Genomic DNA, 19657 nt, shown 5'->3' on the forward strand with positions numbered 1-19657 from the left:
AGCATGCGAGACATGGACTACGAGCTGTCGCCCGAGCACGAGCAGTTCCGGCGGAGCGTGCGTGACTTCGCCGAGAAGGAGATCGCGCCGTTCGCCGCCACCTGGGACCGCGAGCACCACTTCCCGGTGGACGTCGTGCAGAAGATGGGCCGGCTGGGGCTCTTCGGGCTCACCGCCCCGGAGGCGTACGGCGGCGCGGACGGCGACTTCACCAGCCTGTGCCTCGCGATCGAGGAGATCGGCCGCGTCGACCAGTCGATGGGCATCACGCTCGAGGCGGCCGTGGGGCTCGGGATCAACCCGATCCTCACCTTCGGCACGGAGGAGCAGAAGCAGGCCTGGCTGCCCGACCTGGTCGCGGGCGAGACGCTCGCCGGCTTCGGCCTGACCGAGCCCGGCGCCGGCTCCGACGCGGGCGCCACCCGCACCCGCGCCGACCTCGAGAACGGCGAGTGGGTCGTCAACGGCTCCAAGCAGTTCATCACCAACTCCGGCTCCGAGATCACCTCGCTGGTGACCGTCACCGCCCGCACGGGCGAGAGCGAGTCGGGCAAGCCGGAGATCTCCACGATCATCGTGCCGAGCGGCACGCCCGGGTTCACCGCCGAGAAGCCCTACGACAAGCTCGGCTGGCACGCCTCCGACACCCACCCGCTGTCGTTCCAGGACTGCCGGGTGCCCGAGGCCAACCTGCTCGGCACCCGCGGCCGCGGCTTCGCCCAGTTCCTCGCCACGCTCGACGACGGCCGCGTCGCGATCGCCGCGCTCGCCGTCGGCTGCCTCCAGGCCTGCGTCGACATGTCGGTGCAGTACGCCGGCGAGCGGCAGACGTTCGGCGTACCGATCGGGCGCAAGCAGGGCCTGGCCTTCCAGGTCGCCGACCTCGAGGTGATGCTGCACGCCGCCCGGGCGCTGACCTACCGCGCCGCGGCCATGAAGGACGCCATGGACGCCGCCGCGCAGGGTGGCTCCGGTCCGTCGGTCGCGGAGTTCAAGCAGGCCGCGGTCGTCGCCAAGCTCTACGCCACCGAGGCCGCGGTCACCGGCACCCGGATCGCCACCCAGGTCTTCGGCGGCTACGGCTTCATGGAGGAGTACCCGGTCGCGCGGTTCTACCGCGACGCGAAGGTCCTCGAGATCGGTGAGGGCACCTCGGAGGTCCAGCGGATGCTGATCGCGCGGGGACTCGGCCTGCCGGTCGAGTAGAAGTGGATACCGGCTCCACGTGCGCGGATCCGCTCGGTCGGGGAGGTAGCCTCTCGCGGGTGGGTGTGCGCTGGCAGCGGTTCGCTGCCGAGGTCGGACGGTTCCTCGCCGTCGGGCTCCTCGCGACGGTTGTCGCGCTGGTGCTGTTCAACGTGCTCGTGCACGGGCTCGGCGCCGGCGTCGCCCCGCTCAACTCCCAGCCGGAGCTCGCCTACCTGATCGCCAACACCGTCGGCATGGTGATCAGCTTCCGCGGCATGAAGACCTGGGCCTTCAAGCACCGAGAGTCGACCCACTTCGACGGCGGCGTGCTGGCCTTCGTGACGATCAACCTGGTCACGATGCTGATCCCGATGACCTGCCTGTGGCTCAGCCGCAACGGCCTCGGTCTCGACGACCCGCTCTCCGACAACCTCTCGGCCAACGTGATCGGCCTGGCGCTGGCCAACGCCGCGCGCTTCGTGCTGTTCCGCCAGGTGGTGTTCTCGGAGACCCCGGGGTGGGACCTCGAGGAGCAGGAGGCGCTGCTCAGCCGGCCTGCCACAGGCTCGTCCACGAGTGACCGAGCTCAGCCACCAGCTCCCTGACCAGCGGCAGGCTCACCCCGACCACGTTGTGGTGGTCGCCCTCGATGCCGGTGACGAACGCGCCCCCGAGCCCGTCGACCGTGAACGCGCCGGCGACCTGCAGCGGCTCGCCCGTCGCGACGTACGCCGCGATCTCGTCGTCGTCGAGGTGGGCGAAGTGCACCGTGGTCGAGGCCGTGGCCGCGGCGCTGCGGCCCGACGTGGTGTCGCGCAGCGCGTGGCCGGTGTGCAGCACGCCGGAGCGGCCGCGCATCCCCTGCCAGCGGCGGACCGCCTCGTCGGGGTCGTGCGGCTTGCCGAAGGCCTCGCCGTCGAGCTCGAGCACGGAGTCGCACCCGAGCACGAGGGCGGCGTCGGGCACGTCCTCGCGGGCGGCGACGGCGTCGCACTTGAGCTCGGCGAGCTGGAGCGCGAGCTCGGCCGGCGGCAGGCCGTCGACCTGGTCCTCGTCGACGCCGGAGACGATCACGACGGGTTCCACGCCGGCGCTGCGCAGCGTGGCGAGGCGGGCGGGCGAGGCGGAGGCGAGGACCAGGACCACGGGGATCAGACTGTCAGGTCCGCGACCCGGTGGAGCCGGGGGCGTTCGTGTTCCTTGCCGTCGACCTTGCCGGTGGCCCACCACAGCCTCAGCCCCCGCCCGTGGACCTCGAGGGTGGCGAGGTTGTTGTCGAACCACGGCCCCTTGAGCAGGTTCCACTTCAGGGGGCTGTCGGGGACCTTCGCCGAGCGCGCCACGACGTGCCCGACCGGCCCGGCGACGCCGTACGCCATCACCGCGACGAGGAACCGCAGGCGCCGCGGCATCGGGTTGCGGATCGGTGAGCAGACCGCCTGGATGATCCGGCTCGTGGTGCGGGAGCCGTCGCTGGGGAACGCCTCGGAGACGTAGCTGTGGTGGACGTCGCCGCCGAGGAACGTGACGGTGCCCGGCGCCGTGCCGCGGCGGCCGCTGGCCACCTCGAGCACCATCGCGGCGACCTTCTGGAAGCCGTCCTGGAAGGCGGCCCAGTGCTCGAGGTCGCCGGCCTGGCGGATCTTCTCACCGAGCTTGGAGCCGCGCCGGCCCCAGCCGCCGTCGGCGAGGGCCTCGCTCCACGCCTCCATGTGGTGCAGGCCCGGGGCGAGCAGGAAGGGCAGGGAGCTGCCGATGAGCAGGTGGTCGACGTCGCCGGTGAGCTGCTCGTCGAGCCACCGCATCTCGTCGGGGTCGAGCATCGAGCGGTGCTGGGGCTCGAGCACCCGGGCCGCGCGCGAGTCGATCACGACGAGCCGCGCCTGGTCGCCGAAGTCGCGCGCGAAGCTCCAGCGGTAGCTCTCCGGGTGCTGGTCTGCCCGGTCGGCGAACCGGTCGAGGAGGTCGCTGGCGTCGAACTCGTCGGGCCCGTCGTACGCCGCGATCTCGCGCCAGATCTCGTCCTGCGCGCGCTGCGCGGGGGTCATGTTGCCGAGGTGCTGGTGCACCCAGTAGGACGCCAGCCCGGCCACCACGCGACCGTGCCACCACGACGTGGTCTCCATCGACTGCTTCCACGTCAGGGAGGTGTTCCAGTCGTCGCGGATGTCGTGGTCGTCGAAGATCATCGCGGTCGGCACCGTGGAGAGCAGCCAGCGGTTGGCGGGGTCGGACCACGCCAGCTTGTAGAGGTGGGCGTACTCCTCGTAGTCCTTGAGCTCGGCCCACGGCGGCTGCTCGATGTCGCGCCGGCTCTCGATGAAGGCGCGCATCTCGTCGGTGGTCTCGTCGGCGTACACCTGGTCGCCGAGGAACAGCACGAGGTCGGGCCAGCGGGCGTCGGACCCGGGGTCGGGGTCGTCGTCGTGGGCGGGATCGGTGACGCCCGCCATCCGCAGCGCGTAGGCGTGCAGCGCGTCGACGCCGTGCGCCTTGTTGCCGGCCTCGTCGTGGGTCACCGAGGTGCGGCACGAGCCGTAGGCGAGGCGCAGCGGCTTGTCGGGGTCGAGGGTGGCGATCAGCGACGGCGGGTACGGCGAGTCGGCGGGCGGCCAGACCTGCTCCCCGTCGACCTCGACGGTGTAGGGGTACTTGCTCCCCGGCACGAGCCCCTCGACGCACACCAGCGCGTAGTGGTGGCCGTGCACCGCGAACGTCCGCACCTGCACCACGTGCTCCTCGCGGTCGCCGGGCTCGATCGGCTCACCCCCCGCGTCGCGACGGGCCCGGAGCGTCACCGTGGCCGTGTCCGCCGTCTCGACCCAGATGCACCCGCTCGTCTCGTCCACGTGCCGCAACAGCGGCCCCAGCACCAGTCCTCCCACGAGTTCCACCCTTCCACGCCGCTGTCTGCCCAAACCCCGGTCTAGCGCCCCGCCCACCCCGCCGAGGTGGGAGAAATGGCGACGCGAGGTGGGAGGAATGGCGACGCGAGGTGGGAGGAATGGCGATGCGAGGTGGGAGGAATGGCGACGAGGTGGTGGCGGTGCTCAGTCCGCCTCGGGCGTCGCAGCGATCCGGTCCCGCAGTACGCGCTTGGCGTCCTCGTCGAGCCAGGACGACTCGACGCCGATGAGCGCCACCTCGACCATCCGCGCCCAGTCCCACCCGAACGCCTCGGCCACCGCGGCGTACTCCTCGTCGAGGCCGAGGTCGATCAGCGCCGGGTCGTCGGTGTTGACCGAGGCGAGCAGGCCTGCGTCGTACATCCGGGGGAGGGGGTGGTCGGCGAGGCGGGGGAAGGAGTTGGCGATCAGGATGTTGGACGTCGGGCAGACCGTGAGGCCGATCCTCTCGTCACGCACGCGGGCGGTGAGGTCGGGGTCGTCGAGCACGGGTAGCGCGTGGTCGACGCGCTCGACCCCGAGCACGTCGAGACAGGTGGTGATCGCGCTCGCCGGCGAGTTCTCGCCCTGGTGGGCGGTGAGCCGCAGGCCGGCGGCGCGGGCCGCGTCGTACGCCGGGGCGAACGTGGCGGGATCGATGCCCAGCTCGGTTGAGTCCATGCCCACGCCGACCACCCGCTCGGTGCCGGGGGCTCCTGCGCGCCGAAGCTCGACAAGTCGCTCGACCAGGGCGAGGCCGGCCCCGGGCCCGTAGGCGCGATCGATGTCCGCGATCAGGAAGCAGGTCGTGCCGGTCTCCTGCTCAGCGGCCGCCATGCCCTCGTCGAGCCCGGCGACGACGTCGGCGAGGTCCTGCCCGGCCGCGAGGTGGCGCGCCGGGGTGAAGAACGACTCGCGGTGCACGACCCCCCACGACGCGGCGTCGACCACCGACTCGTGGCCCAGGCGCGCCCAGTCGTCGCGGGTCCCGAGCGTCGACTGCACCAGCCAGAAGATCTCGAGGAAGCCGTCCAGCGAGTCGTAGCGGTAGAGCTCCGTGGGGTCGGCGGTCGGCAGGGCGATCCCGTTGCGCCGCGCAAGGTCGACCACCGTGGTCGGCCGCATCGTCCCCTCCACGTGGCAGTGGAGCTCCACCTTGGGCAGCACCCGGAAGGAGGTCATCCCCTGATGGTCCGCGGGGATCGCGTGGTGGTCCATCCCGGTCCAGCCCCGCGGAACGACCATCTCTCCCACCTCGCGTCGCCATTTGTCCCACCTCGCGTCGCCATTTCTCCCACCTCGGCGGTCAGGGGAGGGCGGAGGGGAGGACGTCGCGGTAGGAGGGGAGGCCGGCGACGGTGTGGGCGGCGAGGACGGCGCGGGCGACGGCACGGGTGACGCAGCGGGCGGCCTCGGCGAGGAGGGCCTGGAAGGCGGGGAGGTCGGGGGCGGGGGCGGAGCCGGTGGCGAGGGTGAAGACCGTGTCGCCGTCGAGCATGGTGTGCACCGGGTCGATGGCGCGGGCGAGGCCGTCGTGGCCGAGGCCGCTGACCTTGGCGCACTGGGCCTTGGTCAGGGTGGCGTCGGTCGCCACGACCGCGAGGCAGGTGGCGGTGCCGGGCGGTGGGGCGACGGCGGCCTCCGCGATCGTGCGGTACGACGCGAGGTCGGCCGGGTCGGGCCGCCGCAGCGCGGGCAGGTCCCCGTCGCGGCAGTGGCGGGCGGCCCAGAGCTCTCCGGTGGCCGGGTCGACGGCGGAGCCGACGGCGTTGACGACGACCAGCGCGCCGACCGTGGCGCCGTCCGCCAGCCGGGCGGAGGCGGTCCCGACGCCGCCCTTGAGCCCGCCGACGCGGGTGCCGGTGCCGGCGCCGACCACGCCCTCGCGCACCTCGGTCGACGCGGCGTCGAGGGCCTCGGCGCCGAGGGCGGCGTCCGGGTGGTGGCGCCACACGCCGCCGCGACCGAGGTCGAAGACCACCGCCGCCGGCACGATCGGCACGACCTCGCCCGGCCCGCCGACCGGGAAGCCCACACCGGCGTCGAGCAGCCGCTGCACGACTCCGTCGACCGCGGCCAGACCGAGCGCCGAGCCGCCCGTGAGCACCACCGCGTGGACCCGGTCGACCACGGTGCGCGGGTCGAGCGCGTCGGTCTCGCGCGTCCCCGGCCCTCCGCCGCGCACGTCGACGCCGGCCACGGCTCCGCCGTCGGACGGCAGCACCACGGTGGTGCCGGTCAGCCAGCCGTCGCCGGTGCGCTGGGCCTGACCCACCCGGATCCCGGGCACGTCGGTGATCGACCCGGCACCGTCCACGGTCAGTGCGGCCGGCCGCTCGCGACCCACGCGCCGGGGCCCCGGCGGTGGGTGACACGGTGCTTGTAGTGGTGGTGGCCCCAGACCGACTGCGGCTCGGGCTTCGGGGGCTGGCCGCCGCCGAGACCGGCGAAGACCGTCACGATCGCCGCGACCTCCTCCGGCGTCGCGTCCGGGTTGATGATGCGCAGGACCGGCTGGTCGGGGGTCTCGTCGCTCACAGCGGGATGTTCCCGTGCTTCTTGGGCGGGAGGGTGGCCCGCTTGGTCCGCAGCACCCGCAGCGCCTTGATCACCTCGGCGCGGGTGTTGCGCGGCGAGATGACGCCGTCGATGTAGAGCCGCTCGGCCGCCTGGTAGGGGTTGGCCAGCGTGGCCTCGTACTCCTCGATCTTCTCCGCGCGCAGCGCGTCGGGGTCGTCGGAGGCCTTGAGCTCGTGGCGGTAGAGGATGTTGACCGCGCCCTGGGCGCCCATCACCGCGATCTGCGCGGTCGGCCACGCGAGGTTCATGTCGGCACCGAGGTGCTTGGAGCCCATCACGTCGTAGGCGCCGCCGTAGGCCTTGCGGGTGATCACGGTGACCAGCGGGACGGTCGCCTCGGAGTAGGCGTAGATCAGCTTGGCGCCGCGCCGGATGATGCCGTCCCACTCCTGGTCGGTGCCGGGCAGGAAGCCGGGCACGTCGACGAAGGTCAGCACCGGCAGGTTGAACGCGTCGCAGAACCGTACGAACCGCGCGGCCTTCTCCGAGGCGTCGATGTCGAGGGTGCCGGCGAACTGCATCGGCTGGTTCGCCACGACGCCCACCGGGCGGCCCTCGACGCGGCCGAAGCCCACGATGATGTTGGGCGCGAAGAGCTCCATCACCTCGAGGAACTCCTGGTCGTCGAGCACGGTGGTGAAGACGTCGTGCATGTCGTAGGGCTGGTTCGGCGAGTCGGGGATGATCGTGTCGAGCGCCCGGTCGAGGTCGTTGTTCTCGAGGTCGACGTCGACGTCGTACACGACCGGCTCGTCGAGGTTGTTCTGCGGCAGGAACGACAGCAGCGCCTTGACGTACTCGATCGCATCGTCCTCGTCGGAGGCCATGTAGTGGCTGTTGCCCGACTTGGTGTTGTGGGTGCGCGCGCCGCCGAGGTCCTCCATCGTGACGTCCTCGCCGGTGACGGTCTTGATCACGTCGGGGCCGGTGATGAACATCGCCGAGGTCTGGTCCACCATCACCGTGAAGTCGGTGACCGCGGGGGAGTAGACGTGGCCGCCGGCGCAGTTGCCCATGATCATCGAGATCTGCGGGATCACGCCCGAGGCGTGCACGTTGCGCTTGAAGATCTCGCCGTAGAGACCGAGCGAGACCACGCCCTCCTGGATGCGGGCGCCGGCGCCCTCGTTGATGCCGATGATCGGGCAGCCGGTCTTGATCGCGAGGTCCATGACCTTGCAGATCTTCTCGCCGTACACCTGGCCGAGCGAGCCGCCGAAGATCGAGAAGTCCTGCGAGAACACGCAGACCTGGCGCCCGTCGATGGTCCCGAAGCCGGTGATCACACCGTCGCCGTAGGGGCGCTTCTTCTCGAGGCCGAAGTTGGTCGACCGGTGCCGGGCCAGCTCGTCCATCTCGACGAACGAGCCCTCGTCGAAGAGCGCCTCGATCCGCTCGCGCGCGGACTTGCGGCCCTTCTTGTGCTGCTTCTCCCGGGCCTTCTCGTCGGCGACGCGCACCGCCTCGTCGAGCTTGAATTCCTTCTCGGCCAGCTTGCCGGCCGTGGTGTGGATGTCGAAGGGGATCCCCTCGCCGGGCTGTGCGGCAGTGCTCACGTCTTCTGGCCTCCTCGGTGGTCGTCAGCCAATCTAGTGCCCGTGACTGCCGTGCCGACCCCGCGCCCACCGCTCGACCGCTCCCGGCTCGTCGCCACCGCCCCGCGCTGGCGGGTCGAGGTGGTCGACCGTGCCGGCTCCACCAACCGCCTCGTCGGGGACCGCGCCCGCGCCGGGGAGCGGCCCGGCCTGGTCGTGGTGGCCGAGCACCAGACCGCGGGGCGCGGCCGCCTCGACCGCACGTGGGAGACGCCGGCCCGGGTCGCGCTCACCTTCTCGGTGCTCCTGCGCCCGGACGTGCCGCTGGGCCGCTGGCCGTGGCTGCCGCTCCTGGCGGGAGTGGCGTGCGACGAGGCGCTGGCCTCGCCGGCCGCCGCCGCGGACGTCGGGCTCAAGTGGCCCAACGACGTGCTGGTCGGAGGCCGCAAGCTCGGCGGCATCCTGACCGAGCTCGTGGAGACCCCCACCGGCCCGGCCGCCGTGCTCGGCATCGGGCTCAACGTCGCAACCGCCGCCACGGACCTGCCGGTCCCGACCGCGACGTCGCTGGCCGTCGAGGGGTACGACGTCGACCGCACCGACCTGCTCCTCGACCTGCTCGACGCGCTGGCGCGGTGGCTCGACGACTGGGCGGGCGCCGACGGCGTGGCGAGGCTGCGGGCGGCGTACCAGCAGCGCTGCGCGACCGTCGGCCAGCAGGTCCGGGTCGACCTGCCCGGAGGGCGGGTGCTCGACGGCACGGCGGAGCGGGTCGACGACCACGGACGTCTGGTCGTGGACGGTGTCCCAGTTGCGGCAGGCGACGTCGTCCACACCCGATCGGTGCCATGATCGACCCGTGGCCTTTCCCGAGAAGCTGTTGAACTCCGGCGAGCACGTCGTCGTGCACACGCGCTCCCACCCCAAGGCGCTGCTCTCCCCGCTGCTGGTGCTCGTCGTGCTCCTCGCGGTGGGCGCGTACGTGCAACGGCTCGGCGAGGGCAGCGCCGCCGACCTGATGCACCTCGTGGTGTGGGTGCTGGTCGCGCTGGTGGTGGTGTGGTGGGTGGTACGCCCGGTGATCAACTGGGCCACCACGACGTTCACCTTCACCAACCGTCGGTTCATCAAGCGCTCCGGCCTGCTGTCCAAGGAGGGGCGCACGATCCCGCTCAACCGGATCAGCGGCGTCGACTTCGAGATCGGCGTGATCGACCGGATCTTCGGCTGCGGCACGCTGGTCGTCTCCGACGCGAGCGAGACCGGCATCGTGCCGCTGCACGACATCCCGGACGTCGAGGGGGTGCAGCTCAAGGTGGCCGAGGAGCTCCACCGCCTGTCCAACCACCGCAACGACGATGGCACCTGAGGCGGCCGACCGGCAGCCAGAACCCGAGCGCGACCCGGCGGGCGAGGAGCTCGAGCGAGCGATCCTCGGCTCCGACCGTGAGCTGAACGCGTTCGAGGTCGCCGAGGCGACCGGGGTGACCATCGAGGAGCTGCGCCGGCTCTGGCGGGCGCTCGGCTTCCCCGAGCACGGGCTCGAGGTCGCCTTCACCCAGGCGGACGCCGAGGCCGTCGCCCGCCTGCGCGAGATCGTCGACAGCGGCCTGATCGACATCGACCTCTCGGTGACCATGACCCGCGCGGTCGGGCAGACCATGGCCCGGCTCGCCGACTGGGAGGTGGCCACCCTGGTCCACCGGGTCGAGGAGCTCGAGAGGGGCGACGAGGCCACCGGCAGCCGGATCGGCTCGGCCCGGCGGCTCGTCGACAGCGTCAACCCGCCCTTCGAGGAGCTGCTCATCTACGCCTGGCGCCGCCACCTCGCGGCGGCCGTCGGCCGGCTGGAGGCCATGGGCGCCAACGAGGAGGACCTCCACACCAGCGAGGTCACCGTGGGCTTCGCCGACATCGTCAGCTTCACCGCCCTCTCCAACCGGATCGACCACGTGCGGATCGGCGACCTCGTCGAGGTCTTCGAGTCGCGGTGCGCCGACGTCGTGGCCGCCCACCGCGGCCGGGTGATCAAGAGCATCGGCGACTCCGTGCTCTTCGTGAACGACGACCCGATCCGCGCCTACGACACGGCCGAGGGGATCATCTCGGTCGTGGGCCGCGACGCCCGGATGCCCGACGTGCGCGTCGGCCTGGCGAGCGGCTCGGTCGTGATGCGGCTCGGCGACGTGTTCGGCCCGCCGGTCAACATGGCCGCCCGCCTGACCGGCGTCGCGCGTCGCAACCGGATCATCGTGGACGCCGCCACGGCGGAGCTGCTGCCCTCCGACCAGTTCGAGTCGCGCCGGCTCCCGGCGCGGCCCGTGCGCGGCTTCGGGCTGGTCGAGCCGGTCGCCGTACGACGTCACTAGGGCGCGCGCCCGACCGTCGGTCGCGTAGCCCGGACGGGCCACACCCGGTTGGGTGGTCCAGACCCCAGTTTCCGCATTCCGGTCACGGCGACCCCCGCGGCTTCCTACCGTGGGTACGTGGTCACCGTGCAGGACGTCACGCTGGACCCGGTAACCCGCCAGGCGTGGCGCGGTGACCGGGAGGTCGTGCTGTCCCGCAAGGAGTTCGACCTCGTGCACGCGCTGATCACCCGTGCGGGGCAGATCGTCACCCGCGAGGAGCTGATGCGGAACGTCTGGAACACGACGTTCTGGACGTCGTCGAAGACGATCGACGTCCACCTCGGCTGGGTGCGCCGCAAGCTCGGCGACGACAGCCGCCGCCCGACGCTGATCACCACGATCCGCGGCAAGGGCCTCCGGTTCGAGACCGGCAGCGAGGTCGTCGAGGCTGCTGGCTAGCCTTCTGCGCGTGGCACCCGCAGCAGACCCGCACCACGCGCCCACGCTGGCCGTGATCGGCGGCGGCCAGCTGGCCCGGATGATGGCCCAGCCCGCGATCGCGCTCGGCCTCCCGCTGCGCCTGCTCGCCGAGGCCGAGGGGGTCTCCGCCGCGCAGGTGATCCCCGACCACGTCGTCGGCGACTACCGCGACCTCGACACGCTCCGCACGGTCACCGCCGGCTGCTCGGTCGTCACCTTCGACCACGAGCACGTGCCGACCGATCACCTGCACGCGCTCGAGGACGACGGCATCGCCGTGCGCCCCGGGCCGGGTGCGCTCGTGCACGCCCAGGACAAGGCGGTGATGCGCGCCCGCCTCGACGAGCTGGGGCTGCCGTCGCCGCGCCACGCGCTCGTGACGTCGGTCGAGGACGTCGCGTCGTTCGGATTCCCGTGCGTCCTCAAGACCACCCGCGGCGGGTACGACGGCAAGGGCGTCTGGTTCGTGTCCGGCCCCGAGGAGTGCGCCGAGCCGCTCCGGGTGGCCGCGGAGACCGGCGTCCGGCTGCTCGCCGAGGAGGTCGTGGACTTTCGCCGCGAGCTCTCGGCGCTGGTGGCGCGCTCCCCGAGCGGCCAGGCCGCGGCGTACCCCGTCGTCGCCTCGACCCAGGTCGACGGCATCTGCGTGGAGGTGGTCGCGCCCGCGCCCGACCTCGACCCCGACCTCGCCGGCCGGGCCCAGGAGATCGCGCTCACGGTCGCGGGCGCTCTCGACGTCACCGGTGTGCTGGCGGTCGAGCTGTTCGAGACCACCGACGGGCGGGTGCTGGTCAACGAGCTGGCGATGCGGCCGCACAACACCGGCCACTGGACCCAGGACGGTGCGGTCACCTCGCAGTTCGAGAACCACCTGCGCGCCGTGCTCGACCTGCCGCTGGGCTCGCCGGCGCCGCGGTCGCGGTGGACGGTGATGGTGAACATCCTCGGTGGCCCCGCCGAGACCGGCCGGCTGTACGACGGGTACCCCCACGCGCTGGCCCGCGACCCGCACCTGCGGGTGCACCTCTACGGCAAGGACCTGCGGCCGGGACGCAAGGTCGGGCACGTGAACGCCTACGGTGATGACCTCGACGACTGCCTCGAGCGGGCGCGCCACGCGGCCGCCTGGTTCCGCGGAGACCTGGGAGACCACAGTGAGTGACCGCCATGAGTGAGCCCCGCAGCCCGCGGGTCGGGATCGTGATGGGGTCAGACTCCGACTGGCCCGTGATGCAGGAGGCGGCCCGCGCCCTCGAGGAGTTCGGTGTGGCCCACGAGGCGGACGTCGTCTCCGCGCACCGGATGCCCGAGGAGATGCTGGCCTACGGCCGCGACGCCGCGGGCCGCGGGCTCCAGGTCGTGATCGCCGGCGCCGGCGGGGCCGCCCACCTGCCCGGGATGCTCGCGTCGGTGACGCCGCTGCCCGTGATCGGCGTGCCCGTGCCGCTCAAGACGCTCGACGGGCTCGACTCGCTGCTCTCGATCGTGCAGATGCCGGCCGGCGTGCCGGTCGCCACCGTCGCGGTCGGCGGCGCCCGCAACGCAGGCCTGCTCGCCGTCCGGATCCTCGCCGCGGGCGACCCGGCCCTGCGCCAGCAGATGGTCGAGTTCCAGCAGCAGCTGCGGGTCGCCGCGCAGGAGAAGGGTGCCGTCGTGCGCAGCGCCGCGGCGGGCCGCAAGCTCGGCTTCTGAGGCCGCCGCCCGTGGCCGCCCGCGACCTCGCCCCCGACCGGCTCGTGGGGCTCGACGTCGCCCGCTGCCTGGCGCTGGTCGGGATGGTGGTCACCCACGTCCTCGACGAGCGCGCCCGCGACGGCGGTGTGTCCGTGGCCCACGCGGTCGCGGCCGGGCGGTCGGCGGCACTCTTCGCGGTGCTCGCCGGGGTATCGCTGGCGCTGATGACGGGCCGCCGCGAGCCGGTGCACGGCCGCGAGCGCCTGGCCCGCTCGGCCGGCACCGCCGTCCGCGCGCTGCTGGTGGCGGCGGTGGGCCTCTACCTCGGCGGCCTGGGGTCCGGGCTGGCGGTGATCCTCACCTACTACGGCCTGCTCTTCCTGCTCGGCCTTCCGTTCGTCGGGCTGCGGGCGCCCGCCCTCTTCACCCTCGCCGGTGTGTGGCTGGTGGTGGCACCGGTGGTGTCGCACTGGGTGCGCCCCGACCTGCCGCAGCGCGGCTTCGACAGCCCGGTCTTCTCCGACCTCGCCCACCCCGCGCAGCTCGCGAGCGAGCTCGCCCTCACCGGCTACTACCCGGTGGCCACCTGGCTGGCCTACCTGCTCACCGGGTTGGCCGTCGGCCGGCTCGACCTCGGCAGCCGGACGGTCGCCGCCCGGCTCGCCGTGGCCGGCGGCGCGCTCGCCGTCGCGTCGTACGCCGTGTCGGTGGCGCTGACCTCCCGCGACGAGGTGGTCGCCGCGCTGGTCGCCGGGCCGCCGGTGCTGGCCCTCACGCCCACCGGTCTGCGCGACACGATCGCGACCGGGCTGCCCGGCACCACGCCCACCGGCGGGCCGTGGGAGTGGCTGCTCGTGGTGGTGCCGCACAGCGGCACGCCGTTCGACCTCGCGCACACCATCGGGACCTCGCTCCTCGTGATCGGTGTGTGCCTCCTGGCGACGCACGGCCTGCGCACGAGCAACCGGCGGGCGGTGGCGATCGCCTTCGGGGCGGGCACCATGACGCTCTCGCTCTACACCCTCCACGTGGTGATGCGCTCGCCGCTGCTGCTGCCCGAGGAGGAGCCCGGCGCGCTGGGGTTCCACCTCGTGGCGCTGCTCGGTCTCGGCGCGCTCTACGTCGCGGGCCGCCGGCGCGGCCCGCTGGAATGGGTGGTCGCGGCGTCGTCCGACCGCACCGCCGCCGTCGTCCGCGGTCGGCCCGAGCACGAGCCGGAGCGCGTCGCTAGTCCGTGACCCGTCGGCGCAGGGCCTTGGTCTCACCGCGCTGACGCTTGGCCTCGAGCCGTCGCTCCTTCGAGCCGCGGGACGGCCTGGTCGGTCGGCGTGGCGGCGGGGGAGGGGCGAGCCCCTCGCGGACGACGGCGGCCAGCCGCTCTCGCGCGGCCACCCGGTTGCGGTGCTGCGATCGGTGCTCGGAGGCGTCGACGACGAGCCGGCCGGCCACGAGGCGGGTGCGGAGGCGCCGCAGCAGCCGCGCGCGCTGCGGCTCGTCCAGCGCCGCCGACGACGCGACGTCCCACTCCAGCTCCACCCGGCTGTCGGTGGTGTTCACCGACTGCCCGCCCGGCCCGGACGAGCGCGAGAACCGCTCGACGAGCTCGGCCGCCGGCAGCACGAGGCCGCCCGGGACACCGGGGCCGGGCGGCACGGGCAGGTCGCCGCCGGGGTGGGAGGAAGGCACGTGGACAGTCTGCTCCACCGAGGAGTCCGAGGTGGGCGGGATCCCGGGCCCGCCCCCGCCGGCGGGCCCGGGTCATCCGCGCTGGGGGACGCGATTTCGAGGGCTTTCCGGTTACGGTCCGAGGACCGCGCCAAGCGTTCTCGGGTCGGACCTACCGTGAGGTAACCTCGCGGCGTTCATCACACCAGGGAGGGAAACCCAGCATGCTGCACAACACCGCGCGCCGGTGGGCTGTGGGTGGCGTTGCCACCGCACTCGCCGCCGCCGCTCTCGTCTCCACCTCGACGACCTCCGCGTCGGCCGCCCCGGTCACCGCGGACTACACCTGCACGATCCTCGGCAACGACTTCGTCCTGCCGATCACCATGGACACCGGCATCCCGATCCCGAGCCCGGCCCCGGCGGGCTTCCAGGCCCCGGCCGGCCTGCTCCCGGTCACGATGTCGACGGTCACTCCGGCGGGCCTGACCCAGGCCCTCATCGACTTCCAGGTCACGGGCATGTCGTCGCCCGACCTGTCCATGAAGATGGGCAAGACCACCATCCCGATTCCCGACCTCGCGCTGGCCGAAGTCGACGGGATCGTCTTCGACGATCCCGCCCCGGGCGAGGCCACCATCAACGCCGTGGGCAGCAACGGCGCCTTCACCACCCCGGCGGCGGGCACCTACGACGTCAAGTTCCCGAAGAACTTCTCGCTGGTCCCCTCGAACGCTGGAGGCGACCTCCCGCCGATCACGTGCGTCACGGAGACCCCGGCGCTGTTCACCACCGTGGAGATGGTGAAGCAGGGCTCGGAGACCACCGCGTCGCTCGAGAAGGGCAAGATCCAGAAGGGCAAGCCCGCGGTCGTCAACGCCAAGGTGACCCGCGACTACGGCACCGCCGCCGGCAAGGTCAAGGTCCTCAAGAAGGGCAACGTGATCGGTCAGGGCACGCTGAACAACAAGGGCAAGGTCAGCATCAAGACCGACAAGTTCAAGAAGACCGGCAAGTACACGCTCACCGTCAAGTACGTCGGTGACGGGTACGCCGTCTCCAGCACGGACAAGGTCACGCTCAAGGTCGTGAAGTAGTCCGTCACGCCACACCCACGACGCCCGGCCCGCTCCCCGCGGGCCGGGCGTCGCGCTGTCCGGGGGAACCCGACGGTGAGGCGTCCCGTCCCACCGGTATGAGCATCTCCCGGACCTCCGCCCTGCTCGCCGCGCTCGCGGTGGGCACCGCCCTGACCGCCACGGCGTGCGGCAGCGACTCCGGCTCCGACCCCGGCTCGGGCGGGTCCTCCGGAGGCATCGGCGGCGACTACGTCGCCGACGACCTGCCCGACCCGCCGTTCCCCGAGGGCTCCGGCCCCGTCCGGCTCACGCTGCGGGACGGCACGATCGCCTTCACCGCCTCGTGCAACCACTTCTCCGGCACCGCGACCTGGGACGACGGTGTGCTGCGCACCTCCCAGCTCGGCGGCACCGAGATCGGCTGCGACGAGGAGCGTGCCGCCCAGGACGAATGGCTCGTCCGGTTCTTCTCCTCGGGCCCGGAGCTGAGGCTCGACGGCACCGACCTCCGGGTCGGGTCGGGCGCCGACGCGATCTGGTTCGTGCCGGCCGACGAGGTGCAGGACCCGTCGGCGGAGCCCGGCGACGCCGAGGACCTCGTGGGCCCGACCTGGGCCCTCACGCAGATCGGGGAGGTCGACGGGGACTCGACCGGGATGATGGTCGTGCCCGACAGCGTGACGTCGACCCTCGTGCTCACCGACGGCGGCGAGGTGCAGGTGCAGTACGGCTGCAACAGCGGCGGCGGCACCTACCGGCTCAGCGGCGACCAGATCCGCTTCGCGCACATGATGAGCACGATGATGGCCTGCCAGGACGTGCGCGGCGAGGTGGAGTCGGACGTCCAGCAGGTGCTGATGGACGACCAGCCCGTCTCGTGGGCGATCTCCGGCGACGAGCTGCGGCTGACCACCGCAGACGGGAAGCACGAGCTGGTCTACCGCCGGTGAGGCCGACCTCACGCCGACCACGTCGCTGCTGGGCGGTTACCCGAAAGTACGATCGGGGCCATGAGCGACTTCCCCCTCTTCGCCCTGTCGGAGGAGCACCAGGCGGTGCGGGAGGCGGTGCGGGACCTGTGCGACGCCAAGGTCGCGCCGTACGCCGCGGCGGTCGACGAGGAGGCCCGCTACCCGCGTGAGGCCGCGGAGGCGCTGCAGTCGGTGGACTTCCACGCACCGCACGTGCCGGAGGAGTACGGCGGCGCCGGCGCCGACGCGCTGGCGACGGTGATCGTGATCGAGGAGGTCGCCCGTGCGTGCGCCTCCTCGAGCCTGATCCCGGCGGTGAACAAGCTGGGCTCGATGCCGCTGCTGCTGGCCGGCAGCGAGGAGCTGAAGAAGAAGTACCTCGGTGCGCTGGCCCGGGGCGAGGGCGGGTTCTCCTACTGCCTCTCCGAGCCGGAGGCCGGCTCGGACGCGGTGTCGATGAAGACCCGCGCGGTCCGGGACGGCGACCACTGGGTGCTCGACGGCGTGAAGCGCTGGATCACCAACGCCGGGGAGTCGGAGTTCTACACCGTGATGGCGGTGACCGACCCCGGCGCCCGGGCCAAGGGGATCTCGGCGTTCGTGGTGGAGCAGGGCGACGAGGGCATCTCGTTCGGAGCGCCGGAGAAGAAGCTGGGCATCAAGGGCTCCCCGACCCGCGAGGTCTACCTCGACAAGGTGCGGATCCCCGCCGACCGGATGATCGGGGACGAGGGCACCGGGTTCGAGACCGCGATGCGGACCCTCGACCACACCCGGGTCACGATCGCCGCGCAGGCGGTCGGGATCGCGCAGGGCGCGGTCGACTACGCGCTCGCCTACGCCCAGGAGCGCCAGCAGTTCGGCAAGCCGATCGCGGACTTCCAGGGACTGCAGTTCCTGCTGGCCGACATGGGGATGAAGGTCGAGGCCGCCCGCCAGCTCACCTACGCCGCGGCCGGGCGCTCCGAGCGCGGGGACGCCGACCTGACGTTCTTCGGCGCCGCGGCGAAGTGCTTCGCCTCCGACGTGGCGATGGAGGTCACCACCGACGCCGTGCAGGTCCTCGGCGGCTACGGCTACACCCGCGACTACCCGGTCGAGCGGATGATGCGCGACGCCAAGATCACCCAGATCTACGAGGGCACCAACCAGGTCCAGCGGATCGTGATGGCCCGCCAGCTCCTTGCGGGGGTCCAGTCGAAGCCCTGACCAGCAGGGATGGTGTGGCACCCGTGTGTCGGACGGCACCGACCGGCCGGGGGTCGCAACTGCTCGCGGTCTCACGCACGCATCGCTGGCACCTGCTCGTCCGATTCCCGCCCGGGCGCCGTGGAGGGTCGGCGCAGCCTTCACCTTCCGTTCATGGCGTCGGGCCTACGTTCGGGCCGTGGCGGGCGCCGTTGACCTCGACAGCCGGCCGGTCGCAGACGCAGCCGGGCCCGGTGGGCTGGTGCCCGGAGGGCCCAGCAAGCCGGGGGCGGGCGGCGCGCGGCGAGCCTCCGCGGCGACGGTGGGCCTGGTGCTGGCCCTGGCCACGCTCAGCGTCCTCGCCCGACTGCCGTTCGTCGTCCGGCCGCTGAGCCCGGACGAGGGTGGGTTCTTGATGGTGGCCGCCCAGTGGGGTCCCGGGGCGTCGCTGTACGGCAACTACTGGGTGGACCGGCCGCCGCTGCTGATCACGCTCTTCTCGCTCGCACACCACCTCGGCGGCCTGGCCGACCAGGGCAGCGGGGTCGGCGGGGCGGTCGCGTTGCGGTTGGTCGGCGCTGCTTGCGTCGGCACGTCGGTGTTGCTGGCCGCCGCGCTGGCGCGGGCGGTCGTCCGCCTCGACCGTGGGGCTGGTCACGTGTCTGCGCGTCTGTCACGGTTCGTCGTGGTCGGCGCGGCCGCCACCGCCGCGACGTTCCTGGTGTCGCCGATGTTCGGTGCGGGGGAGGTCGACGGCGAGATCCTCGCGGTCCCGTTCGTGCTCGCGGGACTCACGGCGGCGTTCCGGGCGTACGCGTCGGTGCGCTCTGCGGGGCGGTCGGGGGCGGGGTCGGCGGCGTGGTGGGCCACCGCGGGGGTGTTGGCGGTCGCTGCCGGTGGGGTGAAGCAGAACATGCTCGAGGTGTTCGTCGTGGTCGGGGTCCTCCTCGTCGCGACGTCACGGCGCAGCCCGCGAGCGGCGATCGGCGCGGCGGCGGCGTTCGGGGCAGGAGTCGTGGCCGGTGCCGCGGCGTTGCTCGGCTGGGCGGCCTGGCACGGCACCCCACCGGCCGGCATCTGGGACGCGGTCGTCACGTTCCGTTTCCAAGCGGCTGCGGTGATCGCGCACGGCGCGCCGGGTACGGCCCGGGCCCGCGGCCTGGGGGTCGCCGGCGCATTCGTGACCACGGGCGCACTCGGCGTCGTCGTGGCCGCGTTCGTGCCGGGCCGGAGAGGTCGGAGCGCCGGACGGCCGGGCGCGCTGCTGGCTGCGACGGCGGCGGTCCTGGTCTGGGAGGGCATCGGGGTCGTCGGCGGCGGCAGCTACTGGCTGCACTACCTCATCGGCACGGTGCCCGGGCTGGTCCTGGCCGCCGTGACCGTGGCGCTGCGGGGACGGCGCAGAGCGCTCGGGGCCGTCGTGGCGTACGCCGCGGTCGTGTCGACGGTCGCGGTGACCACCACAGCGTTCGCGGCGGCCGGCGCACCATCGGCCAGCACGACCGTCGAGCACTACCTGGCCACCCACGCGCGAGCCGGGGACACCGGGGTGGTCGGCTTCGGCGACCCCGCGCTCCTCGAGGCCGCGCACCTGCCCAGCCCGTACCCGCAGCTGTGGAGCCTCCCGGTCCGGGTCCGCGACCCACACTTGAGCGACCTCAACGCCCTCCTCGAGGGTCCGCGCCGGCCGACCTGGATCGTCGTCGACGGCGACAGCCTCGCATCGTGGGGCATCGACGCCTCGCTCGCGCAGCCGGTCCTGGAGCGCGAGTACCGACAGGTTCGCACCGTGGACGACTGGCACGTCTACCACGTCCGGCCCTCGTGACCGGCTCGCCGCTGCTCGCCGATGGTGGCGCAGTCGCCCGCCGTCTCGATGTGGGGTGGAGACGGCGGGCGACCTCGTGGGGCTCGGACACGCCGCCGCGGCGCCGTCGGCGGGCGTGTCCGGGGACCACCTGCGCGGGGTCCCGTTGCCCTGTCGTCCCAGCGTGACGGCATCCCTGGCGTCGAGTCATCCCCGAACTTCGGCATGCGTGGCGCCGAGCGCGCGGCCCCACG

Annotated in this window: 20 protein-coding genes; 13 read left to right on the forward strand and 7 right to left on the reverse strand. The window is 72.9% G+C overall.

Annotated elements, in window-relative coordinates:
- The first annotated feature begins 12 nt into the window (after positions 1–12).
- Both ACFPGP_RS05495 and ACFPGP_RS05500 read left to right on the forward strand, forming a co-directional pair.
- Positions 13–1206, forward strand: a complete 1194-nt coding sequence (locus ACFPGP_RS05495) for an acyl-CoA dehydrogenase family protein (RefSeq protein ID WP_378587939.1) — start codon at positions 13–15, stop codon at positions 1204–1206.
- Between the two features lie 59 nt (positions 1207–1265).
- Positions 1266–1793 (forward strand): GtrA family protein, encoded by a 528-nt coding sequence (locus ACFPGP_RS05500; protein WP_378587942.1) that lies wholly within the window; start codon positions 1266–1268, stop codon positions 1791–1793.
- Here the strand turns inward: ACFPGP_RS05500 and ACFPGP_RS05505 are convergent.
- From ACFPGP_RS05505 to ACFPGP_RS05530, 6 genes are all read right to left on the reverse strand, one after another.
- Positions 1735–2334 (reverse strand): Maf family protein, encoded by a 600-nt coding sequence (locus tag ACFPGP_RS05505; RefSeq protein ID WP_378587945.1) that lies wholly within the window; start codon positions 2332–2334, stop codon positions 1735–1737. The genes ACFPGP_RS05500 and ACFPGP_RS05505 overlap by 59 nt on opposite strands.
- 5 nt (positions 2335–2339) lie before the next feature.
- Positions 2340–4073, reverse strand: a complete 1734-nt coding sequence (locus ACFPGP_RS05510) for an alkaline phosphatase D family protein (protein WP_378587948.1) — start codon at positions 4071–4073, stop codon at positions 2340–2342.
- A gap of 165 nt (positions 4074–4238) precedes the next feature.
- Entirely contained in the window at positions 4239–5318 is a 1080-nt protein-coding gene (gene add / locus ACFPGP_RS05515; protein ID WP_378587951.1) for an adenosine deaminase, read from the reverse strand.
- Positions 5319–5379: 61 nt separating this feature from the next.
- Entirely contained in the window at positions 5380–6420 is a 1041-nt protein-coding gene (locus ACFPGP_RS05520; RefSeq protein ID WP_378587954.1) for a P1 family peptidase, read from the reverse strand.
- Positions 6393–6611: an acyl-CoA carboxylase subunit epsilon gene (locus tag ACFPGP_RS05525; RefSeq protein WP_378587957.1), complete on the reverse strand. Its 219-nt coding sequence runs from the start codon at positions 6609–6611 to the stop codon at positions 6393–6395. Before ACFPGP_RS05525 ends, ACFPGP_RS05520 begins: the two co-directional genes overlap by 28 nt.
- On the reverse strand, positions 6608–8179 hold the full coding sequence (locus ACFPGP_RS05530) for an acyl-CoA carboxylase subunit beta (RefSeq protein ID WP_378588109.1): 1572 nt from the start codon (positions 8177–8179) through the stop codon (positions 6608–6610). The genes ACFPGP_RS05525 and ACFPGP_RS05530 overlap by 4 nt, the downstream gene beginning before the upstream one ends.
- 72 nt (positions 8180–8251) lie before the next feature.
- On the opposite strand from ACFPGP_RS05530, the gene ACFPGP_RS05535 reads away from it, so the two are divergent.
- The 7 genes from ACFPGP_RS05535 to ACFPGP_RS05565 all read left to right on the forward strand — a co-directional run bounded on the left by ACFPGP_RS05535 (position 8252) and on the right by ACFPGP_RS05565 (position 13931).
- The gene (locus ACFPGP_RS05535; RefSeq protein ID WP_378587960.1) at positions 8252–9040 is read left to right on the forward strand and encodes a biotin--[acetyl-CoA-carboxylase] ligase; all 789 of its coding nucleotides are present in this window, start codon (positions 8252–8254) and stop codon (positions 9038–9040) included.
- Positions 9041–9047: 7 nt separating this feature from the next.
- On the forward strand, positions 9048–9557 hold the full coding sequence (locus ACFPGP_RS05540) for a PH domain-containing protein (protein WP_378587963.1): 510 nt from the start codon (positions 9048–9050) through the stop codon (positions 9555–9557).
- Complete coding sequence (locus ACFPGP_RS05545; RefSeq protein ID WP_378587966.1) at positions 9547–10557, forward strand: adenylate/guanylate cyclase domain-containing protein; 1011 nt, start codon at positions 9547–9549, stop codon at positions 10555–10557. The genes ACFPGP_RS05540 and ACFPGP_RS05545 overlap by 11 nt, the downstream gene beginning before the upstream one ends.
- 117 nt (positions 10558–10674) lie before the next feature.
- A complete protein-coding gene (locus ACFPGP_RS05550; RefSeq protein WP_378587969.1) occupies positions 10675–10998 on the forward strand; it encodes a winged helix-turn-helix domain-containing protein in 324 nt (107 codons plus the stop codon).
- Positions 10999–11008: 10 nt separating this feature from the next.
- Positions 11009–12181 carry a 5-(carboxyamino)imidazole ribonucleotide synthase gene (locus tag ACFPGP_RS05555; protein WP_378587971.1) on the forward strand — a complete coding sequence of 391 codons (1173 nt, stop codon included), beginning with the start codon at positions 11009–11011 and terminating at the stop codon, positions 12179–12181.
- Positions 12182–12186: 5 nt separating this feature from the next.
- Positions 12187–12711, forward strand: coding sequence for a 5-(carboxyamino)imidazole ribonucleotide mutase (gene purE, locus ACFPGP_RS05560; RefSeq protein WP_378587974.1), 525 nt, complete (start codon positions 12187–12189; stop codon positions 12709–12711).
- Positions 12712–12722: 11 nt separating this feature from the next.
- Entirely contained in the window at positions 12723–13931 is a 1209-nt protein-coding gene (locus tag ACFPGP_RS05565; protein ID WP_378587977.1) for a heparan-alpha-glucosaminide N-acetyltransferase domain-containing protein, read from the forward strand.
- Here the strand turns inward: ACFPGP_RS05565 and arfB are convergent.
- Entirely contained in the window at positions 13921–14379 is a 459-nt protein-coding gene (gene arfB / locus ACFPGP_RS05570; RefSeq protein ID WP_378587980.1) for an alternative ribosome rescue aminoacyl-tRNA hydrolase ArfB, read from the reverse strand. The genes ACFPGP_RS05565 and arfB overlap by 11 nt on opposite strands.
- Before the next feature lie 203 nt (positions 14380–14582).
- Here arfB and ACFPGP_RS05575 point away from each other — a divergent pair, with 203 nt between their 5' ends.
- The 4 genes from ACFPGP_RS05575 to ACFPGP_RS05590 all read left to right on the forward strand — a co-directional run bounded on the left by ACFPGP_RS05575 (position 14583) and on the right by ACFPGP_RS05590 (position 19424).
- Positions 14583–15455, forward strand: a complete 873-nt coding sequence (locus ACFPGP_RS05575; RefSeq protein ID WP_378587983.1) for an Ig-like domain repeat protein — start codon at positions 14583–14585, stop codon at positions 15453–15455.
- Positions 15456–15553: 98 nt separating this feature from the next.
- Positions 15554–16387, forward strand: coding sequence for an META domain-containing protein (locus ACFPGP_RS05580; RefSeq protein ID WP_378587986.1), 834 nt, complete (start codon positions 15554–15556; stop codon positions 16385–16387).
- Positions 16388–16447: 60 nt separating this feature from the next.
- On the forward strand, positions 16448–17617 hold the full coding sequence (locus ACFPGP_RS05585; protein WP_378587989.1) for an acyl-CoA dehydrogenase family protein: 1170 nt from the start codon (positions 16448–16450) through the stop codon (positions 17615–17617).
- Positions 17618–17795: 178 nt separating this feature from the next.
- Positions 17796–19424 (forward strand): hypothetical protein, encoded by a 1629-nt coding sequence (locus tag ACFPGP_RS05590; RefSeq protein ID WP_378587991.1) that lies wholly within the window; start codon positions 17796–17798, stop codon positions 19422–19424.
- The last annotated feature ends 233 nt before the right edge of the window (positions 19425–19657 follow it).

The organism is Nocardioides taihuensis, assembly GCF_042657275.1.
In the GTDB taxonomy this organism is placed as follows: Bacteria; Actinomycetota; Actinomycetes; order Propionibacteriales; family Nocardioidaceae; genus Nocardioides; species Nocardioides taihuensis.